This is a genomic window from Achromobacter sp. NPDC058515, assembly GCF_042721735.1.
Classification (GTDB): domain Bacteria; phylum Pseudomonadota; class Gammaproteobacteria; order Burkholderiales; family Burkholderiaceae_B; genus Achromobacter.
In genome coordinates this window covers 1-16,615 of record NZ_JBHXNI010000009.1, presented here as the reverse complement: position 1 = coordinate 16,615, position 16,615 = coordinate 1, and the positions used below count along the sequence as shown (strand labels likewise).

The following is a 16,615-nucleotide window of genomic DNA, read 5'->3' as shown; positions in this document are numbered from 1 at the left end:
GTAGTGCAGAATCCTGAACAATCAATTCAGCAACTGGCGGCTACCCGGCAGACGGGCCGCTTCCTACACTGAGGTCACGCAATGCCACCAGGAGACACGCATGACCGCAGCCCAAGTCCAGGCCTACACCGATTCCGCAGACGTCATCCACTATGTGTCCGGCGCCCCCTACGCCGGCGCCGGAACCCGCTCCCAGTCCGTTTTCAACCCGGCCACGGGCGCCGTGGCGCGCCAGGTCCGCCTGGGCGCGCCTGAAGACGTGGACGCGGCGGTGGCCAGCGCGCAGGCGGCCTTCCCGAAGTGGGCGGACACGCCTCCCATCCGCCGCGCCCGCATCATGCTGAAGTTCCTGGAGCTGATGAACCAGCACAAGGACGAACTGGCCGCCATCATTACCGCCGAACACGGCAAGGTGCTCAGCGATGCGGCCGGCGAAGTGAGCCGCGGCATCGACATCATCGAGTTCGCCTGCGGCATTCCCCAACTGCTCAAGGGCGACTACACCGATCAGGTGTCCACGGGCATGGACAACTGGACCCTGCGCCAGCCGCTAGGCGTCGTGGCCGGCATCACGCCCTTCAACTTTCCCTGCATGGTGCCGTGCTGGATGTTCCCGGTGGCCATTGCGGCCGGCAACTGCTTCATCCTCAAGCCCAGCGAACGCGATCCGTCGGCCTCGCTGTTCATGGCCGGCCTCCTCAAGCAGGCGGGCCTGCCCGACGGCGTGTTCAACGTCGTCCAGGGCGACAAGGCCGTGGTCGACGCCCTGCTCCACCACGACGACGTGAGGGCGGTGAGCTTCGTGGGCTCGACCCCGATCGCGAACTACATCTACGAAACCGGCGCCAGGCTGGGCAAGCGCGTGCAGGCGCTGGGCGGCGCCAAGAACCACATGGTCGTGATGCCGGACGCCGACATCGACCAGGCGGTGGATGGCCTGATCGGCGCCGCCTATGGCTCGGCCGGCGAGCGCTGCATGGCGATCTCGGTAGCCGTGCTGGTAGGCGACGCCGCCGACAAGATCATGCCCAAGCTCGAAGCCCGCGCCCGGGAACTGGTCATCAAGAACGGCATGGAACCCGACGCGGAAATGGGCCCGGTCGTCACCGGCCAGGCGCTCGAACGCATCGAGAACTACATCGCGCTCGGAGTGCAGGAAGGCGCCCGGCTGCTGGTCGACGGCCGCAACTACAAGGTGCCCGGCCACGAACGGGGCTTCTTCACCGGCGGCACGCTGTTCGACAACGTCACCCCCGAGATGCGCATCTACAAGGAAGAGATCTTCGGCCCGGTGCTGGCGTGCGTGCGCGTGGACGACTTCGCCCAGGCCGTGAAGCTGGTCAACGGCCATGAATTCGGCAACGGCGTGGCCTGCTACACGCGCGACGGCCAGATCGCGCGCGAATTTTCCCGCCGCATCGAGGTAGGCATGGTCGGCATCAACGTGCCCATCCCCGTGCCGATGGCGTGGCACGGCTTCGGCGGCTGGAAGCGCTCGCTGTTCGGCGACATGCACGCCTACGGCGAGGAAGGCGTGCGCTTCTATACCCGCCAGAAGAGCATCATGCAGCGTTGGCCGAACGATACGGCCCACGGCGCGGAGTTTGCGATGCCGACCGCGAAGTAAGCGGTTCAAGGCGGCGGGCCGGAACCGGCCCGCCGTCTCTTCACTTCCCGGACGGACGCAGCGTCAGCGTATCCGATCGCTGGCTGTCCACCTTGGCCCGGCTGAACGCCATGGGGAAGTACTCCCCGGTGGCCCAGCCCTTGAGCAGGTCCTGGTAGTGCGGGCTGCGCGGATCGGCGGATTGTCCCGGCACGTTCTGGACGCGCGAATTGTCCCAGTCCGCCACGTCTATCACCTGGCGGTACGACGCGCCGCTGATCTGGCGGAAATCACTCTTGCGGAACGTGGCGCGATGCACCGTGTCGTTATCGCCGCCGACCGGATAGCGCGGCGTGCCGTAGGCCTTGGCGGTATCGGGCGGCAGCAGGCTCGCCAGGCTGTGCTCGAACTGGATGTGATGCAGCTTGCCCCATTGCCACTGGGTCGAATCCGGCCCCAGCTTGGCGCGCAGGTTCTTCACGCCATCGGCCAGCGCCTGGAGCAACAGCGTATTGCGGCCCTGCTCCGGCCTTGGGCCGAAGGCGGCGTCGGGCGCGGCCAGTTTCTCCAGCGTCTTGCGGGTGGACAGGTCGCCGAATACCGCGCGCCCGCTTGCGGGCACATAGAGATCCGACACGCGCTTGACGACTTCGGGCAGCCAGAACGCGTAGACCGTCGCGGCGCGCGACTCGGTGTCCATGCGGTAGTCCCAGTCCTTCAGCAGGCCCAGGGCATCGGCCAGCCCGGCGTCCGCCGAGTTCAGGGACTTGGCGTAGCCGCCCAGGGCGCGGGCGGGAATCGACAGGTTGTCGAACTGCAGATCCTGGGATTGCTGCACGGTCAGCCCCTTGCCCTCGGCCACCACCTCCCGTATGCGCTGGACGCGGAAAGGCTCGGCCCAGGTGCGCGCGGACATGTCCTTGTAGGGGAAGTCGGCGGGCAGGTTGTACTCGTTGGCGGTGGCGATATAGCCTTCGGGCGGGTTGTAGGCCCGGGGCAGCGAGCTGCCCGGCAGCACGCCGCGCCATTCGAAGTCGCCGTTGCCGGGCACGGGCAGCATGCCCGACCAGTCGCCGCGCGGGCGTATCGGCGCGATGCTGCCGCCAAACCAGCCGATGTTGCCGTCCACGTCGGCATACACCATGTTCTCGCTGGGCGTGTAGTGCTTTTCCATGCCGGCGACGAACTCGTTCCAGTTCTGCGCCTGGTTCAGGCGCAGGCTGGCCAGATAGGCTGCCGTGCCCGGATACTCCAGGTAGGCCGCGCGCAGGGCGTACGCCTTGTGCCGCACCGGATCTTCGTGGATCACCGGGCCGTGGCGCGTGAACTTCAGCTGGCGGACGGTTGCCGCCTGGCCGCGCACGGGTATGGATTCGTCGGCCTGGCGCATTTTTTCCCAGCCGCCCCGATAGCGGTATTCGTTGGGGTTGGCCGGGTTGGTGTCGTAGACATAGAGGTCTTCCTCGTCGCCGAACGCAAAGATCGTCAACCCGAAGGCGATGCGGTCGTTGTGGCCCATGGAGACGCCGGGCAGCGCGGGTTCTCCGGCGCCGATCACGTTCCAGCCCGGCGCATTCAGGTGAACCATGTAGCGCAGCGAGGGCATGGTGATGGACCGGTGCGGATCGCCCGCCAGGATGGGCTTGCCGGTGGAGGTGAGCTGCCCGGCCAGCGTCCAGTTGTTGCTTTCATAGCGGGTCGCCATGGGGTCGAAGTCCGGGTCCAGCGACGCCAGCCTGCCCTCGGACAGCGCACTGGCAAGCGCCGCGCGCTGATCGGCCGCGAGCGGACTGCGCGGGAAGTCGGCCGCGACGAATTTCTGGCCGTCGCGCGCCAGCTTGTAATTGTCCAGGACCGCCTTGTCGATCTGGCGCACGTCCAGGCCCGCCGGCACCTGCAAAGCCAGGGGCGGCTCGAACGTGGCCAGTCCCTGCACGGTATTGAGCCCCAGGGCGGCGACCTGCTGCGCAATCCTGACTTCCTCGTTGAGGTTGCGGGTCAGCCCGTAGATGCGGATGAGCGAGGTCTCCGGGCTCCAGTAGCCGGGCTCGGTGCCCGTCAGCTTGAATTCCGGCGGCAATTGGTCGGGATTCGCCTTGACCCAATTCACGTAGGCGTTGATGCCGGCCGCGAAGGAGGTCAGGATGGCCTTGCCTTCGGGGTGATAGCTGGCGAATTCGGCTTGCATGTCGCCGCGATAGAGGAACAGGCGCGCGGCCCGGTCCTGCTCGATGAAGCGCGGGCCGAACTGCTCGGCCATCTTGCCTTCGCCCTGGCGGCGCCACAGGTCCAGTTGCCACAGCCGGTCGCGCGCGGCGCTGAAGCCCTGGGCAAAGAACAGGTCATTCTGGTTTTGCGCGTAAATGTGCGATACGCCGTGCTTGTCCCTCACGATCTCCACGGGCTGTGACAGCCCCGCCATGTCTATCGTGTCCTTCTTGCCGCCCGGCCCGGCGCAGCCGGCCAGCAACACGATCAGCCCGCTCGCCAGCAATGTGGCGACCCTGCGATAAAAAGTACGCATTGGCTCCTCCTCCGGTTTATTGCTCTTGTTTCTGCCTTCGGGTCCCGGGACATCGTGCCGCCGGACACTGCCGTAAGCAAGGACTACAACTAAATCAGATGGGGACAGGAAACTGTTTTATTTATTGAAAGTTGGGAGGGCTTGTAACGAATCGGCCGGCAGCTGCCCGGAAGAGACATAAAAAGTTACTTCGATACCGCCGCCGCCTGGCGCGCCAAGGCCTTGCGGTCGACCTTGCCCACCGCGTTCTCCGGCAGGCGCGCTATCCACCGCACCTCGCGCGGCACGTAGATCCGGCCCAGCCGCGCCAGCACCTCGGCCTGTATGCGCGGCGCGTCCGGCGCCGGCCCGCCGTTGCGCTGCACGAAGATCACCGGCACTTCCCCCAGGTCCTCGTCGGGCGCGCCGACCACGCAGCAGGCCGCCACGCCAGGCAAGCCCGTCACGACGCCCTCGATCAGCGCGGGCGAGATGTTCTCGCCGCCCCGGATGATCACGTCCTTGATGCGGCCGGTGATGGTCAGGTATCCGTCCGCGTCGAAGCGCCCCAGGTCGCCCGTGCGCAACAGCGGCGGCGCGCCGGCATCCGCGCTTTCCACGCCCAGGTAGCCCAGCATCAGGCTCGCGCCCGCGATGCAGATCTCGCCCTCGCCGCCCGGCGCGGCCTCGGCGCCGTCCGGCAGGCGCAAGGCGACGTCCTGCCCCGCCAGCACCGTGCCCACCGATCCCACGCGCCGGGCGGCGGGCGGGTTCATCGTGGACGTGCAGGTCGCTTCCGACAATCCGTAGGACACCACCAGCGGGCAGCCCAGGAAGGCTTCGATGCGCCGGTGCAGCGCTTCGGTGATCGGCGCCGAGCCGCAGCGCGCAAAGCGCAAGCGGGCCAGGCTGTCCGGATCGAACGGCAGCTCCAGCATGCGGGCGTACATGGTGGGCACGCCGGTGATGATGGTGGGCCGGAACGCCGTCAGCAGGCCAGGCATGTCCTCGGCGCGGAAGCGGCCCGCCAGCGCCACGCTGGCGCCGGCCAGCAGCGGCGTGAATATCTGGTTGTTCAGCGCGTTGGTGTGGTGCAGGGGCATGACGTGCAGCAGGCGGTCGGCGGGCGTGAGGCCCGTGTGCGCCAGCACGCCGCGCGCGTTGTTCGCCAGGCCCTGGTGGCTCAGCAGCACGCCCTTGGGATTGCCCGTGCTGCCGGAGGTGAACAGCAACAGGCCCGGCGCCCGGGGCGCGATGCCGCTGCCCGACCAGTCCATCGGCCCTTGCGCCGCCTGCTCCGCCCTCAGCAGGCGGGCCGCCGCCAGCCCGCAGGCCTGGGCGCCGCCGGCGTTGGCCTCGTCGTACAGCATCCAGGTCAGGCCCACCGCCGCCACGCGGCGCGCGGTTTCCTCGACCGACAGGCGCGGCTCCAGCGGGCATGGGCAGGCCCCCGCCGCCATCGCGCCCAGGATGGCAAGAACCTGCGCCAGCGAACGCTCCATTGCCACGGCCACGTAGTCGCCCGGCCCGACGCCGGCGGCGCGCAGGCCGCCCGCCACCTGGCCGACGCGGCGGTGCAGCTGCGCATAGCTCAGCGTTTCCCGCGCGGTCGCGATGGCGGGCCGCGCCGCCCATTCGGGCTGGCTCCACAAGCGCGCAAACGCCGCCACCAAGGTGGCATCGGCAATCGTCATGGCGGTTTCCCCTAGCGCAGCGCGACGGCCGCGTCGCGTTCGAACTGCCCGTCCGCGTCCAGCTCGCGCAGGGCGCGAGCTTCGTTTGCCGTGGGCGGCTCGGTCGGCTCGGCGCCCGTGGCGTCGAACTCGAAGCCCGTACGCTCACGCACCTCCGACAGACTGGACTCCGGATGCCAGGACTGCAGGGCCAGACGCCCGTCCCGCTTGACGAACACGGCGACCGGCGTCACCACGCCATGAAAGCCGCCCCAGGACGTCACGAAGTCCAGCTTGGGCACGAGGGTGCGGCGCGAGTGTTCCGTGCGCCAGGTGCACGCCCGCCTGGCCGTGGGCAGCATCACCGCCCCGCCGCCGCCGCCCGGCAGGCGCACCTTGGGTTCATGCCAGTCGCCGATGACGGAATTGTTCGCGCAGCCCGCGCCGTCGATCTGCGCGGCGCCCAGGAAGGTCAGGTCCATGCGGCCGCGCGTGCACAGGTCGTAGAAGTCTTCGTTGGAGAAGATCGACGCCGTGCGCTCTGCCAGCACCGGATCGGAGCTGGAGATCGGGATATGCGATGGCCGCGGGTTCACGCCGCCGGCCACGTTGATGTAGACGAAGTCCCAGTCGTAGGCGCGCTTGGCCAGCAGGCAGGCCAGCATCGGCATGGTGGAGTTCACGCCGCTGAAGGTGATTTCGTCCGGACGGATGAAGCGCGCCAGATTGGTCACGATGTACGAAAAGCCAGACCATTGCTCAGCCATGATTTCCCTCCCGCGCTTCGGGCGCCGCGGCCATGTGCGCCTGCAGATCGCTGTTCTTGTCCATGTATGCCTCCACCGCCGGGTAGTCGATGGCGTAGTCCGGCCAGCATGATCCCGGCCACGCGCCGCGCGGCGCGACGGCAAAGGCCTGCACCATGAAGTACGGCACCAGCGTGGACTCCGGCTGCGCTTCGAACACGGCGCTGTCCACGACTTTCTCGGCCACCACCAGCACGCTGCCCGCGGCGCGCGACATAATGCGGTCCCAGTGCGCCGTGCCATGCACGCGCACATTGCCCAGCGCGTCCACTTCGGACGCCTGGATCACGGCGAAGTCGGGCCGGATGGCGGGCACTACCCAGGTCTTCTGGCCGCTGCCGTAGGGGTCGTCCAGGCACTTCCATCCGTTGAGCTCGGGCAGGCCGCTGCCTTGCAGGCCGCCGCAAGGCTGGAACGGCACGCCAAAGGCCGCCGCCCGCAGTCCCGCGGTCAGGCTGGCGCAGGCGTGTTCTTCCAGTTCGATCTCGCGGCGCTCCACCGCGCGCCGATACCAGGGCGCCAGGCCGAAGTTGCCTTCCATCGCAACGATGCCCGCTCGCACGCGGCGCAGCACGCCGGCCCGGCACAGGATGTCCACGTCATACCCGGGCGATTGCTTGACCAGTTCCAGGCCGCGCTTTTGCTGGCGGATCAGTTCGCGCACGAACGCAAAGGGCCCGCGATGCAGAAAACTGCCGCCCAGCGCGATCGATGCCCCATCGGGCACCAGCGCCGCCAGTTCCGCCAGCGTGCATTGCTTGTTTTTTTGATTGAATCCCGAAGCCATTGTCTTCCTCCCTGCTTGTTCCGTTGCGGCTAGCGCGCTTGCAGATAAGCGGCCACGCGGTCTTTCAGGCCCGGTTGCGCCGCCGAGCGCACCAGGCGGGCCATGTCGGCATCCGGCGCTTCCTGCGACAAGGCCGCATACAGCTGCGCCCGGCTGGCGTCCGTCAGGGCGGACGCCGTGTCCAGCGCCTGCTGCCCGATCTGCGGCCATTCCTCCTGCGCGGCCAGCCGGCAGGCGAATCCGTCGCGCAAGGCATCCTCGGCGTTGAAGGTCGCGGCCTGCTCAAGAACCGTGCGCGCGCGCTCCGCGCCCACCAGCGCGGCAAAGCGGCGCGTGCCCAGCACCAGGCCGAACTTCAGGCCCGGCATGCGGAACGTGGCGTCCGGCGCGGCGACGCGCCACTTGCAGGCGCCGAACACGTCCACGCCCGCGCCGAAGTTGCGGCCATGCGCCAGCGCCACCGTCAGGCAAGGAGAGGCCGCCAGGCGCTGGAGCAGCGTCTCGATGCGCACGAAGCGCAGCAGCAGGTCGCCTTCGCTCTGCGCCTGCCAGTCTCCAAAATCAAAGCCGGCGCTGAAATTCTTGCCTTCGCCCTTCAGGACGATCGCCTTGGCGCCTTGCGCCTCGGCGTCGTCCAGCGCCGCGAGCAGCGCCTCGACCAGGTCGGCCGACAGCGCATTCATCTTCTCGGGGCGCGCAAGGGTCAGCACATGGCGCGCCCCTTGCTTGTCGATATGCAGGACCGCGCTCATGCCGCTGCTCCCTTCCTGGCCGCGCGCAGCGCGCCCAGCACTTCGTCGTTGTGCTCGCCCAGCGCGGGAGGCCGGCGGCGCAGCGCGGTGGCGGCGCCGTCAAAGCGCACCGGCAGGCCGAAGGTGCGCGTCTGCACGCCGTTGGGCAGCTCCACCGGCTGCACCCAGCCCATGTGTTCCACCTGCGGGTCGGACAGCACCTCGGAATAGGTGTTGATCGGCGCGCACGGCACGCCCGCCGCGCGAAAGCGCGCCAGCCAGGCCTGCGCGTCGTCGTCGGCGAAGACCGCTTCCAGGATGTCGCGCAGCGCGGCCTGGTTGCGCGCGCGGGCGCTGGTGTCCGTGAAGCGCGGGTCGCCCAGCAGGTCCGCGCGCCCCACGGTCTCGCAAACGCTCTTCCACAAGGCCTGGTTGCCCGCCGCCATGCCGAAGTAGCCGCCCTTGCAGCGGAAGGCCTGGTACGGCGCATTGCGCGGATGCGCGGAACCCAGCTTGACGGGGTCTTTGCCGCTGCCGAAGAACTCCGAGGTCTGCAGGGCCGCGATGCCCAGCGTGGCGCCCAGCATCGGCACGTCGATATGCGTGCCCTGCCCGCTGGCCTGGGCCGCGCGCAGCGCGGAAGCGATGGCGAAGGCGCCATACAGGCCCGCCGAGAAGTCCGCCACCGGCACGCCGCATTTGACGGGTTCGCCGCCGGCCTCGCCCGTGACGCTCATGATGCCGCTCATGGCCTGGATGGTCAGGTCGAAGCCGCCTTCCTGGGAGCGCGGACCCGACTGGCCGTAGGCGGAAATCGAGCAATACACCAGCTTGGGATTGGCCTCGCGCAACTGCGCGTAGCCCAGGCCCAGGCGGTCCATCACGCCCGGCCGGTTGTTCTCGATCAGCACGTCGGCGGTCAGCGCCAGCTCGCGCGCCAAGGCCAGGTCGCCCGGGTCTTTCAGGTTCAGCGTCACCGAGCGCTTGTTGCGGTTGAGCGAGGCGAAGTTCTCGCTATAGCCGTCGGAAATGGGCGGCCAGCTGCGCAGCGTGTCGCCGCCTTCCGGGTTTTCCACCTTGATCACGTCGGCGCCCATATCCGCCAACAACATGCCGCAAAAGGGTCCCGCCGCGACGTTGCAAATCTCCAGCACCGTAATGCCGGCTAGCGCCGAACTGGGTGTCATGTCTGACCTCTCGTTATGAAAATTCAATATTTGGGATACGAAAAGCATGAATCCTAGTGGATTCCCTAGATGACCTGCTTAATTGTTGACCAGCATATCACCGTGTGGAATTCTACGTAAATCATTTATTGAAATATCAATCCTATATTTTAGGATTTATATAAGGGACCGCAGCGTATCCCGCCGTCCGCGAAAGCGGGCCGCGCCTCGCATGCAGGCCCGCCTATCCCCCAAGGAGACTTGCATGAGACAGTTGTGGCGCATTGCCCTGGCCAGCGCGGTGCTGGCGCTGGCGGCCAACCCGGCGGCCGCCGACGCCTGGCCCGCGAAACCCGTGCGCATGGTGGTGCCGTTCCCGCCGGGCGGCGCGACGGATGCCGCCGCGCGCATCTATGCGCAGCACCTGGGCGACTACCTGGGACAAAGCGTGGTGGTGGAAAACAAGGCCGGCGCGGGCGGCGAGATCGGCGCGGAGTTCGTCGCCAAATCGCCGGCGGACGGCTATACGCTGCTGATGGGCGCAGTGGGCAGCCATGCGATCCACGCCGCCATGCCGGACAAGCCCGGCTACGACTTCGGCACCGCGTTTGTCGGCGTCTCCATGGCCACCAGCATGCCGATGGCGGTGGCCGTGAACAGCAGCAAGATCCCGGCCAAGAACGTGCAGGAACTGATCGCGCTGGCCAAGAGCAAGCCGGGATCCATCACCTTCGGGTCGGCCGGCCCCGGCACGTCGCAGCACATGGCGGGCGAACTCTTCCAGGTCGTCACGGGCGCCAAGCTCATGCATGTGCCCTATCGCGGCAGCGGCCCGGCCATCACCGACCTGCTTGGCGGCCAGATCGACATGGTCATCGAAACGCTGCCCGCGCTGCTGCCGCAAGTGGCCAGCGGCAAGATCCGGCTGCTGGGCGTCACGACCGCCACGCGCGCCACGGCGCTGCCCGACCTGCCGACCCTGATGGAACAGGGCGTGAAAGACTATTCGGTCGCCACCACCTACGCTTTGCTGGCGCCGGCCGGCACGCCGCCCGCGGTGGTCGACAAGCTGTCGGCCAGCATGCAGAAGGCCGCCGCGACGGCGTCCGTGCAGCAGGCGGCGCTGAAGCTGGGCGCGGACGCCGTGGCCACGTCGCCGGCCGACACCAGCCGCGTGCTCAAGCAGGAAGTCTCGCGCTGGGCGGACGTCGTGCGCCTGTCGCAAGCCAAGTGAGCCAGCCGCCTGTCCCGCGGGACAGGCGCCTACTGATCCAGGAAACCCCGGCGATACCCCATCCCTTGCGAGATGGACTGCGCACAGGCCGCCACGTCCGGCGCCAGCTGCTTCATCCTGGCGGCGCTCAGGCGGTCCAGCGGGCCGGAAATGCCCACCGCGGCCACGGGCTGGTCCAGGCTGTTGAACACGGTCACGGCCAGCCCGCCCACGCCTTCGCGCCATTCGCCGCGGTTCACGGCATAGCCGGCGCGCGCGATCTTGCGCAGTTCGTCCTTGAGGAGCGGCATGGACACGATGGTGGACGGCGTGTGGCGCACCAGCTGTTCCGCATAGCGTTCGACATAGCCTTCGGCCTGATACGCCAGCAAGGCCTTGCCCGTAGCCACGGCATAGGCGGGCGCGCGGCCGCCCACCATGGAATAGGCGCGTATGGGCTGCGGGCTGTCGATCTTGTCCACATAGACCACGTCAAACCCGTCCAGCACGGAAAGATGCACGGTCTCGCCCGTCTGGTCCGCCAGCGTGCGCATGAAGGGCGCGGCCAGCTTGCGCACGTCCAGTTGCGCGAGCTGCCGGGCCGCCAGCTCGAACAGGCGCACCGCGCCCCGATATCCGCCGCCGTCGTCGTCCTTGATGACATAGCCGGCGTGTATCAGCGTCTGCAGGGTGCGGTGCGTATTGCTGCGGGTCAGCCCGACGCGGGCGGCCAGCGCGTCGATCGTGCGCGGCGGATTGTCCACGTCGGTCACCGCCTCCAGCACCATCAGCCCTTTGAGCAGCGTCTTGTCCATTATTCATTTTTCCCAATATTTAGGACGGGAACATAGCACGAGACGCGGCGCGGGAACAGCGCTTTCCATACGCCGGCGAAGTCGGACCGGAACTAGGAAATCGCGGCGCGCACGGCTTCGGAACGGTCCCAGAGATTCGGCAGGCTGGGCGACGAATAACCCGACACGAAAGGCTTGGCCTGGCCGGTGGCGGGGTCATAGACGTGGCGCGAGACGGCGCCGATATTGCCGCCATAGAGATGCACGCTGATGGAGACGCGGTCCGGGTAGGCATTGGACACGCGATGGATGTCCCCTTCGGCGGGCGACAGGCGCTCCACGTCGCCGGGCCGCAAGGTGGTGGCCTCGCCCGCCGTCGCCAGGCTGCCGCCCGCGTCCCGGACATAGCGCTGGTTGACCTCGGCGCCGCGCAGCATGCCCACATAGCCCCAGACCTCGTGATCGTGCACCGGCGTGAACTGGCCGGGCCCCCAGACAAAGCTCACCAGCGAGAACCGCTCCAGCGGGTCGCAGTGCAGCAGATACTGCTGGTAGTACTGCGGATGCGGCGCGGTACAGGCCTCGGGCAGCCAGTCGTCATGGGCCACCAGTTCCTTGAACGCCGCCTCCAGGGCGGGCGTCTGTTCCAGCGCCTGGGGCGACGCCAGCCGCGTCGCGGTGGCGATAAAACGGCGAAGCCGGTCCAGTCCGGCGTGCGATTCAGGCATTGCGTGTCTCCAAGGCGTATTGAAATCCCAGATCGAAAAAACAGTATCCACCATTCGGGACACAAACGCACTCAAGCCCCTGCCACGCTCCGTGCCGTCCGCTTGACAGGTCCGTGCCCGCGCGTGCAGCGTATCGGACTGTCCTCAAGGTTGGAAATGAAAAACACGCATCACGATATTCCGCCCGCGCTGCTGCAGGCGCTGCATCAGGCGCGGCGCGTCGTCGTCTTCACGGGGGCCGGCGTATCCGCCGAAAGCGGCATCGCCACCTTCCGCGATGCGCTGACGGGCCTGTGGTCCCGCTTCGACGCGCAGGCGCTGGCGACGCCCGAAGCGTTCCGGGAGCATCCCGATGTCGTGTGGGGCTGGTATGAATGGCGGCGCGCGCAGGCCTTGCGCGCCAAGCCCAACGCCGCGCACCGGGCCATCGCGGAACTGGCGCGGCATGTGCCCGAACTCGCCGTCGTCACGCAGAATGTGGACGACCTGCACGAACGCGCGGGCAGCGCCCGCGTCACGCATCTGCATGGAAGCCTGCATGCCCCGCGCTGCTCGGCCTGTGCAGCGCCGCAGGCCTTTGCCGCCGAACACCCCGACGAGCCCGACGGCGGCCGGCGCATCGCGCCGCCCGCCTGCGCCCGTTGCCGCGCGCCGGTAAGGCCAGGCGTCGTATGGTTCGGCGAAAGCCTGCCTGCCGAGGCCTGGAACAGCGCCTGGCGCGCGGTCCAAGCGTGCGACCTGCTGTTCAGCATCGGCACCTCGGCCCTGGTCTACCCCGCCGCGGAACTGCCTCAGCGCGCGCTGGCCTCGGGCGCCACCGTGGTGCAAATCAACCCCGCTGCCACACCGCTGGATGCGCACGCCCACCACAATCTGCGCGGCGCGGCCGCCGACGTGATGCCCAGGCTGCTGGCCGCCGCGGGCTTCGGTCTCGCCGTTTGACCCCGGATCCATAATCGTCGCGGCCGGCAAAAACGGCATGCCCGGCGCCGCGCCATCGCCCGCCCGCCAGTGAAGATTCGTGAAGATGTGGAGCGCGTGCGCGCCGCCGGATGAGGCCGCGCGCAACGGGCGAGGGGAAACCCCAAATCTCATTGCTGCAACAGAGAGATACAGTGTTGAAATAGGTTTCGACCGTGGAGATGATCATTCCGTTTTCCTGGAGACTTCCCGATGTCTTCGTACGTTCGCCAGACGGTATCCTGCACCGTGTGGTGCGTCATGCCACGACCACGGAAACCATCGCCAAGCTTGAGAGCATGCCCAGCAACTACCATCTGGATTGCGAATGCAAGCTGGATAACGGCGAAACCCTGTGCTGGATAGGCGATAATCAGTACCGCCAGTTGAACGGCGGGGCCATCTTCCTGGCCGAATCCACGGCCACGGCGCCTCGCGCCGAGCCCCGCAAGAGCGGCGCCGTCCGAAGCCGCGAAAAGGCCTCGGGCGCGGCGCCTGCCTCGCGCAAGAAGCGTGTCGCGGGGCGCGCCCCGCTGCCGCCGGCTGTAGTCAATCTGAAAACCGGCAACGACTGGAGCCTGATACGCGCATGGCGCGAGCACCTGAATATCAGCACTGCGGACATGGCTGCCCGGCTAGGCGTGGACCACTCCATCTATATTGAACTGGAACGGCCACGCCCGCAGCCCCGGCAGGTCATCCTGGACCGCGTATCGGCGGCCTTGGGCGTTTCCCCGGAACAGCTCGATGAATCACTGTTAGGAGGACCGGTTCACTAGCGCAGCGCGCGGAAGCATCGCGCTTCCGCCAGGCACTATGAAAACGTTCACACGACTTTGGCGCCGACACATACGGCCCGCGCATGGAGATACTGAATATGCTCGGCACCGCAAGACGATTGACCGACGTGCTGGCCACCTCCCCGGATGGCACGCTGTACCGCATTGAGCGGTTCGTTTCCGATCCCGACGCGTACTCCGCGCTGGGGACCTCCCGCTTCGATCCCAAGGCCCACTGCGTCTGCCGCACGAGTTCAGGCGAGAAGGTCGCCTGGCTGGGCGGACAGACCTACCAGTTGCTCAAGAGCGGCACGTCGCTGACGGCGGTGGACCGACGGCGCGGCTGACCCCATTCCCCTATCGAGTAAAGCGCGCCACCACGAAGTCCACGAAGGTCGTGAGCTTGGGCAAGGCCTGCCTGTCCTTCGGGTACAGCAGCGTGATCGGCCTTGGCGCGGGCCAGTAGGGCTGCAGTATCGGGATCAGCCGGCCGGCGCGCACGTCGTCGGCCAGCAGCAGTTCCGGCTGCAGCACGATGCCGAAGCCGGCCAGCGCCGCCTGTCGGAGCGCCTGGCCATTGTTCGACACGAAGCGGCCCGTGGGGTAGCCCGTCTCGTCGCCTTCGCCCTCGCCCTCGCCCGCGGCGAGGCGCCAGCCGGTGCGGCGGCTCCAATGCGAAAAATCCAGGCATTGATGGCCGGCCAGGTCGCTTGGCGACGCCGGCGTGCCGTAGCGTTCCAGATAGGCCGGCGCCGCGCAGATGATCATCTGGTAAAGCCCTATCCGGCGCGCCACCAGCCCCGAATCCGCCGGCTCGCCAATGCGCAGCGCCAGGTCGAATCGCGAGGCCACGACGTCCTCCACCATGTCGCTCAGCGCCAGGTCCACGCTGACATCGGGATAAATGGTCAGGTAATCGGCAATCGCCGGCGCCAGCGCGAACGATCCGAAGGACACCGACGATGTGATGCGCAGATGCCCGCGCGGCGCCGAGCGCAGCGCCTCGGCGCCCTGCTCCGCGTCGCGGATATCCGCCAGGATGGTCTTGCAGCGCGCGAAGTAGGCCTGCCCCGCCTCGGTCAGGCTCTGCCGGCGCGTCGTGCGGTTCATCAGCCTTAAGCCCAGCCGCGATTCCAGCCCCTTGATGTGCTTGGCCGCCATGGCCGGCGACATGTCGTGGCGAGCAGCCGCGGCAGTCAGGCTGCCCAGCTCCACGACCGCCACGAAGACTTCCATGCTGAGCAGGCGATCCACGAATTACGCACCCTGAGTGTGAAGTGATCCCACCATTCTAGGATTTTTCCACCGAAATCCAACGGGCAGAATGCACTCATGCGCTGGCGATCAGCCAGCGCGCCCCCTCGGAGTTCCCTTATGAAAATCATCCTCATCGGCGCCAGCGGCACCGTCGGCAGCGCGGTCGCCGCAGAACTGGGCCAGCGCCATGACGTCATCGCCGTGGGCAAGACCCGCGGCCAATATCAGGTGGACGTGACCCGCAGCGACAGCATCCGCGAGCTGTTCGAACACGTGGGCAAGGTCGACGCCATCGTCTCCACCACGGGCAGCCTGCACTTCGGCCCCCTGAACGAAATGACGGCCGAGCAATTCAAGATCGGCCTGCACGACAAGCTGCTCGGCCAGGTGGACCTGGCGCTGATCGGCCAGCACTACCTCAACGCCGGCGGCTCCATCACGCTGACCAGCGGCATCCTCAGCGACGAGCCCATCCGCTACGGCGCCAATGCGTCCGCGGTCAACGCCGCCATCGACGGCTTCGTGCGCGGCGCGTCGGTGGAACTGCAAGGCATCCGCATCAACGCCGTCAGCCCCACGGTGCTGACGGAATCGCTGGGCAGCTACGGTCCCTATTTCCCGGGCTTCGAGGCGGCGCCCGCCAGCCGCGTGGCCCTGGCCTACCGCCGCAGCGTCGAAGGCGCGCAGACCGGACGCGTGTTCCGGGTCTGGTAGGGCGGGGTTGGCAAGACAGGGGTTGGCAAGACAAAAGAAAAGCGGCTTGATGGAAAACCATCAAGCCGCCTTTTTTCCTGCGAAAAATCGCGCTGCTGTTGCGTGATTTCGAATAAGTTGGTGCGCCCGGCAGGATTCGAACCTACGACCCCCTGGTTCGTAGCCAGGTACTCTATCCAGCTGAGCTACGGGCGCCCCGAAAGAGGCGTGTTTATAACACGAAAGAATCGCGCCATGCAAATCAGGCAGGGAAAATGCCGCGATTTCCCGCGCCGCCGCCGCCCGCGTTTGCGCCATGTCAATGATCGCCCGCACACCGCGCAGTACGCTGAATGCAGAGGCTTGACGCTTCGCATCGCATCCTAACCGGGCATCGCCATGGCCAAGAAGTTTCCCCTGCATCCCAAGCACCCCGAGCGCATCTGCTGGGGCTGCGACCGCTATTGCCCCACCGATTCGATGGCCTGCGGCAACGGCTCCGGGCGCACCATGCATCCCGCGGAATCGCTGGGAGACGATTGGTACATGGTGGGCGATTGGGGGTTTGAAGACGGCGAGGAAAAGGTCGAGAAAAAAGACTCGATAGCCCCCGCAAGCGCGAGCGGCGCCTCGTTCATCGGGTAGTGGCCATCGAATATGCCGTGCGCAGACTGCGCGTGAGTTTTGCCCAATGGCGCCAGCAGGTCTGCCTGCTTGAGGCCATCGAACACCTGAGCATGGGACCGCCCGTAACCCGGGTCGCTTGCGCAAAACAAAAAGGCCTTCGATGCGAGATCAAAGGCCTTTTCATTTTCTTTGCGGTTTTGGTGCGCCCGGCAGGATTCGAACCTACGACCCCCTGGTTCGTAGCCAGGTACTCTATCCAGCTGAGCTACGGGCGCATCTAAAAGCAAGCCTT

Annotated in this window: 16 protein-coding genes and 2 tRNA genes; 7 read left to right on the top strand and 11 right to left on the bottom strand. The window is 67.2% G+C overall.

Features of this window, described 5'->3' with window-relative positions:
- Nucleotides 1-100 precede the first annotated feature (100 nt).
- Nucleotides 101-1,627, top strand: a complete 1,527-nt coding sequence (locus tag ACFWP0_RS16545) for a CoA-acylating methylmalonate-semialdehyde dehydrogenase (protein ID WP_377843788.1) — start codon at nt 101-103, stop codon at nt 1,625-1,627.
- Nucleotides 1,628-1,667: 40 nt separating this feature from the next.
- Here the strand turns inward: ACFWP0_RS16545 and ACFWP0_RS16540 are convergent, their stop codons facing one another.
- From ACFWP0_RS16540 to ACFWP0_RS16515, 6 genes are all read right to left on the bottom strand, one after another.
- Complete coding sequence (locus ACFWP0_RS16540) at nt 1,668-4,130, bottom strand: penicillin acylase family protein (RefSeq protein ID WP_377843786.1); 2,463 nt, start codon at nt 4,128-4,130, stop codon at nt 1,668-1,670.
- Nucleotides 4,131-4,315: 185 nt separating this feature from the next.
- A complete protein-coding gene (locus tag ACFWP0_RS16535) occupies nt 4,316-5,803 on the bottom strand; it encodes a class I adenylate-forming enzyme family protein (protein WP_377843785.1) in 1,488 nt (495 codons plus the stop codon).
- 11 nt (nt 5,804-5,814) lie between these two features.
- Nucleotides 5,815-6,549 (bottom strand): CoA-transferase subunit beta, encoded by a 735-nt coding sequence (locus ACFWP0_RS16530; protein WP_377843783.1) that lies wholly within the window; start codon nt 6,547-6,549, stop codon nt 5,815-5,817.
- Nucleotides 6,542-7,375, bottom strand: a complete 834-nt coding sequence (locus tag ACFWP0_RS16525; protein ID WP_377843782.1) for a CoA transferase subunit A — start codon at nt 7,373-7,375, stop codon at nt 6,542-6,544. The genes ACFWP0_RS16530 and ACFWP0_RS16525 overlap by 8 nt, the downstream gene beginning before the upstream one ends.
- A gap of 29 nt (nt 7,376-7,404) precedes the next feature.
- A complete protein-coding gene (locus ACFWP0_RS16520) occupies nt 7,405-8,127 on the bottom strand; it encodes an enoyl-CoA hydratase/isomerase family protein (RefSeq protein WP_377843780.1) in 723 nt (240 codons plus the stop codon).
- The gene (locus tag ACFWP0_RS16515) at nt 8,124-9,293 is read right to left on the bottom strand and encodes a CaiB/BaiF CoA transferase family protein (RefSeq protein WP_377843779.1); all 1,170 of its coding nucleotides are present in this window, start codon (nt 9,291-9,293) and stop codon (nt 8,124-8,126) included. Before ACFWP0_RS16515 ends, ACFWP0_RS16520 begins: the two co-directional genes overlap by 4 nt.
- 244 nt (nt 9,294-9,537) lie before the next feature.
- Between ACFWP0_RS16515 and ACFWP0_RS16510 the strand changes: the two genes are divergently transcribed.
- Nucleotides 9,538-10,506: a tripartite tricarboxylate transporter substrate binding protein gene (locus ACFWP0_RS16510; protein WP_377843778.1), complete on the top strand. Its 969-nt coding sequence runs from the start codon at nt 9,538-9,540 to the stop codon at nt 10,504-10,506.
- A gap of 29 nt (nt 10,507-10,535) precedes the next feature.
- Here the strand turns inward: ACFWP0_RS16510 and ACFWP0_RS16505 are convergent, their stop codons facing one another.
- Nucleotides 10,536-11,300, bottom strand: a complete 765-nt coding sequence (locus tag ACFWP0_RS16505) for an IclR family transcriptional regulator (protein WP_377843777.1) — start codon at nt 11,298-11,300, stop codon at nt 10,536-10,538.
- Between the two features lie 92 nt (nt 11,301-11,392).
- A complete protein-coding gene (locus ACFWP0_RS16500; protein ID WP_377843775.1) occupies nt 11,393-12,007 on the bottom strand; it encodes a cysteine dioxygenase in 615 nt (204 codons plus the stop codon).
- A 156-nt stretch (nt 12,008-12,163) separates the two neighbouring features.
- On the opposite strand from ACFWP0_RS16500, the gene ACFWP0_RS16495 reads away from it, so the two are divergent.
- The 3 genes from ACFWP0_RS16495 to ACFWP0_RS16485 all read left to right on the top strand — a co-directional run bounded on the left by ACFWP0_RS16495 (nt 12,164) and on the right by ACFWP0_RS16485 (nt 14,093).
- Nucleotides 12,164-12,949, top strand: coding sequence for an NAD-dependent deacylase (locus ACFWP0_RS16495; RefSeq protein WP_377843774.1), 786 nt, complete (start codon nt 12,164-12,166; stop codon nt 12,947-12,949).
- Nucleotides 12,950-13,143: 194 nt separating this feature from the next.
- Entirely contained in the window at nt 13,144-13,746 is a 603-nt protein-coding gene (locus tag ACFWP0_RS16490; RefSeq protein ID WP_377843772.1) for a helix-turn-helix transcriptional regulator, read from the top strand.
- 98 nt (nt 13,747-13,844) lie between these two features.
- The gene (locus ACFWP0_RS16485) at nt 13,845-14,093 is read left to right on the top strand and encodes a hypothetical protein (protein WP_377844130.1); all 249 of its coding nucleotides are present in this window, start codon (nt 13,845-13,847) and stop codon (nt 14,091-14,093) included.
- A 10-nt stretch (nt 14,094-14,103) separates the two neighbouring features.
- On the opposite strand, the gene ACFWP0_RS16480 is transcribed toward ACFWP0_RS16485, so the two are convergent.
- Nucleotides 14,104-15,000, bottom strand: a complete 897-nt coding sequence (locus tag ACFWP0_RS16480; protein WP_377843771.1) for a LysR family transcriptional regulator — start codon at nt 14,998-15,000, stop codon at nt 14,104-14,106.
- A 120-nt stretch (nt 15,001-15,120) separates the two neighbouring features.
- On the opposite strand from ACFWP0_RS16480, the gene ACFWP0_RS16475 reads away from it, so the two are divergent.
- Complete coding sequence (locus tag ACFWP0_RS16475; RefSeq protein ID WP_377843770.1) at nt 15,121-15,717, top strand: short chain dehydrogenase; 597 nt, start codon at nt 15,121-15,123, stop codon at nt 15,715-15,717.
- Between the two features lie 118 nt (nt 15,718-15,835).
- On the opposite strand, the gene ACFWP0_RS16470 is transcribed toward ACFWP0_RS16475, so the two are convergent.
- Nucleotides 15,836-15,912, bottom strand: a tRNA-Arg gene (locus ACFWP0_RS16470).
- 183 nt (nt 15,913-16,095) lie between these two features.
- Here ACFWP0_RS16470 and ACFWP0_RS16465 point away from each other — a divergent pair.
- Nucleotides 16,096-16,341 carry a DUF3079 domain-containing protein gene (locus ACFWP0_RS16465; protein ID WP_377843769.1) on the top strand — a complete coding sequence of 82 codons (246 nt, stop codon included), beginning with the start codon at nt 16,096-16,098 and terminating at the stop codon, nt 16,339-16,341.
- Nucleotides 16,342-16,521: 180 nt separating this feature from the next.
- On the opposite strand, the gene ACFWP0_RS16460 is transcribed toward ACFWP0_RS16465, so the two are convergent.
- A tRNA-Arg gene (locus ACFWP0_RS16460) sits at nt 16,522-16,598 on the bottom strand.
- Nucleotides 16,599-16,615 lie beyond the last annotated feature (17 nt).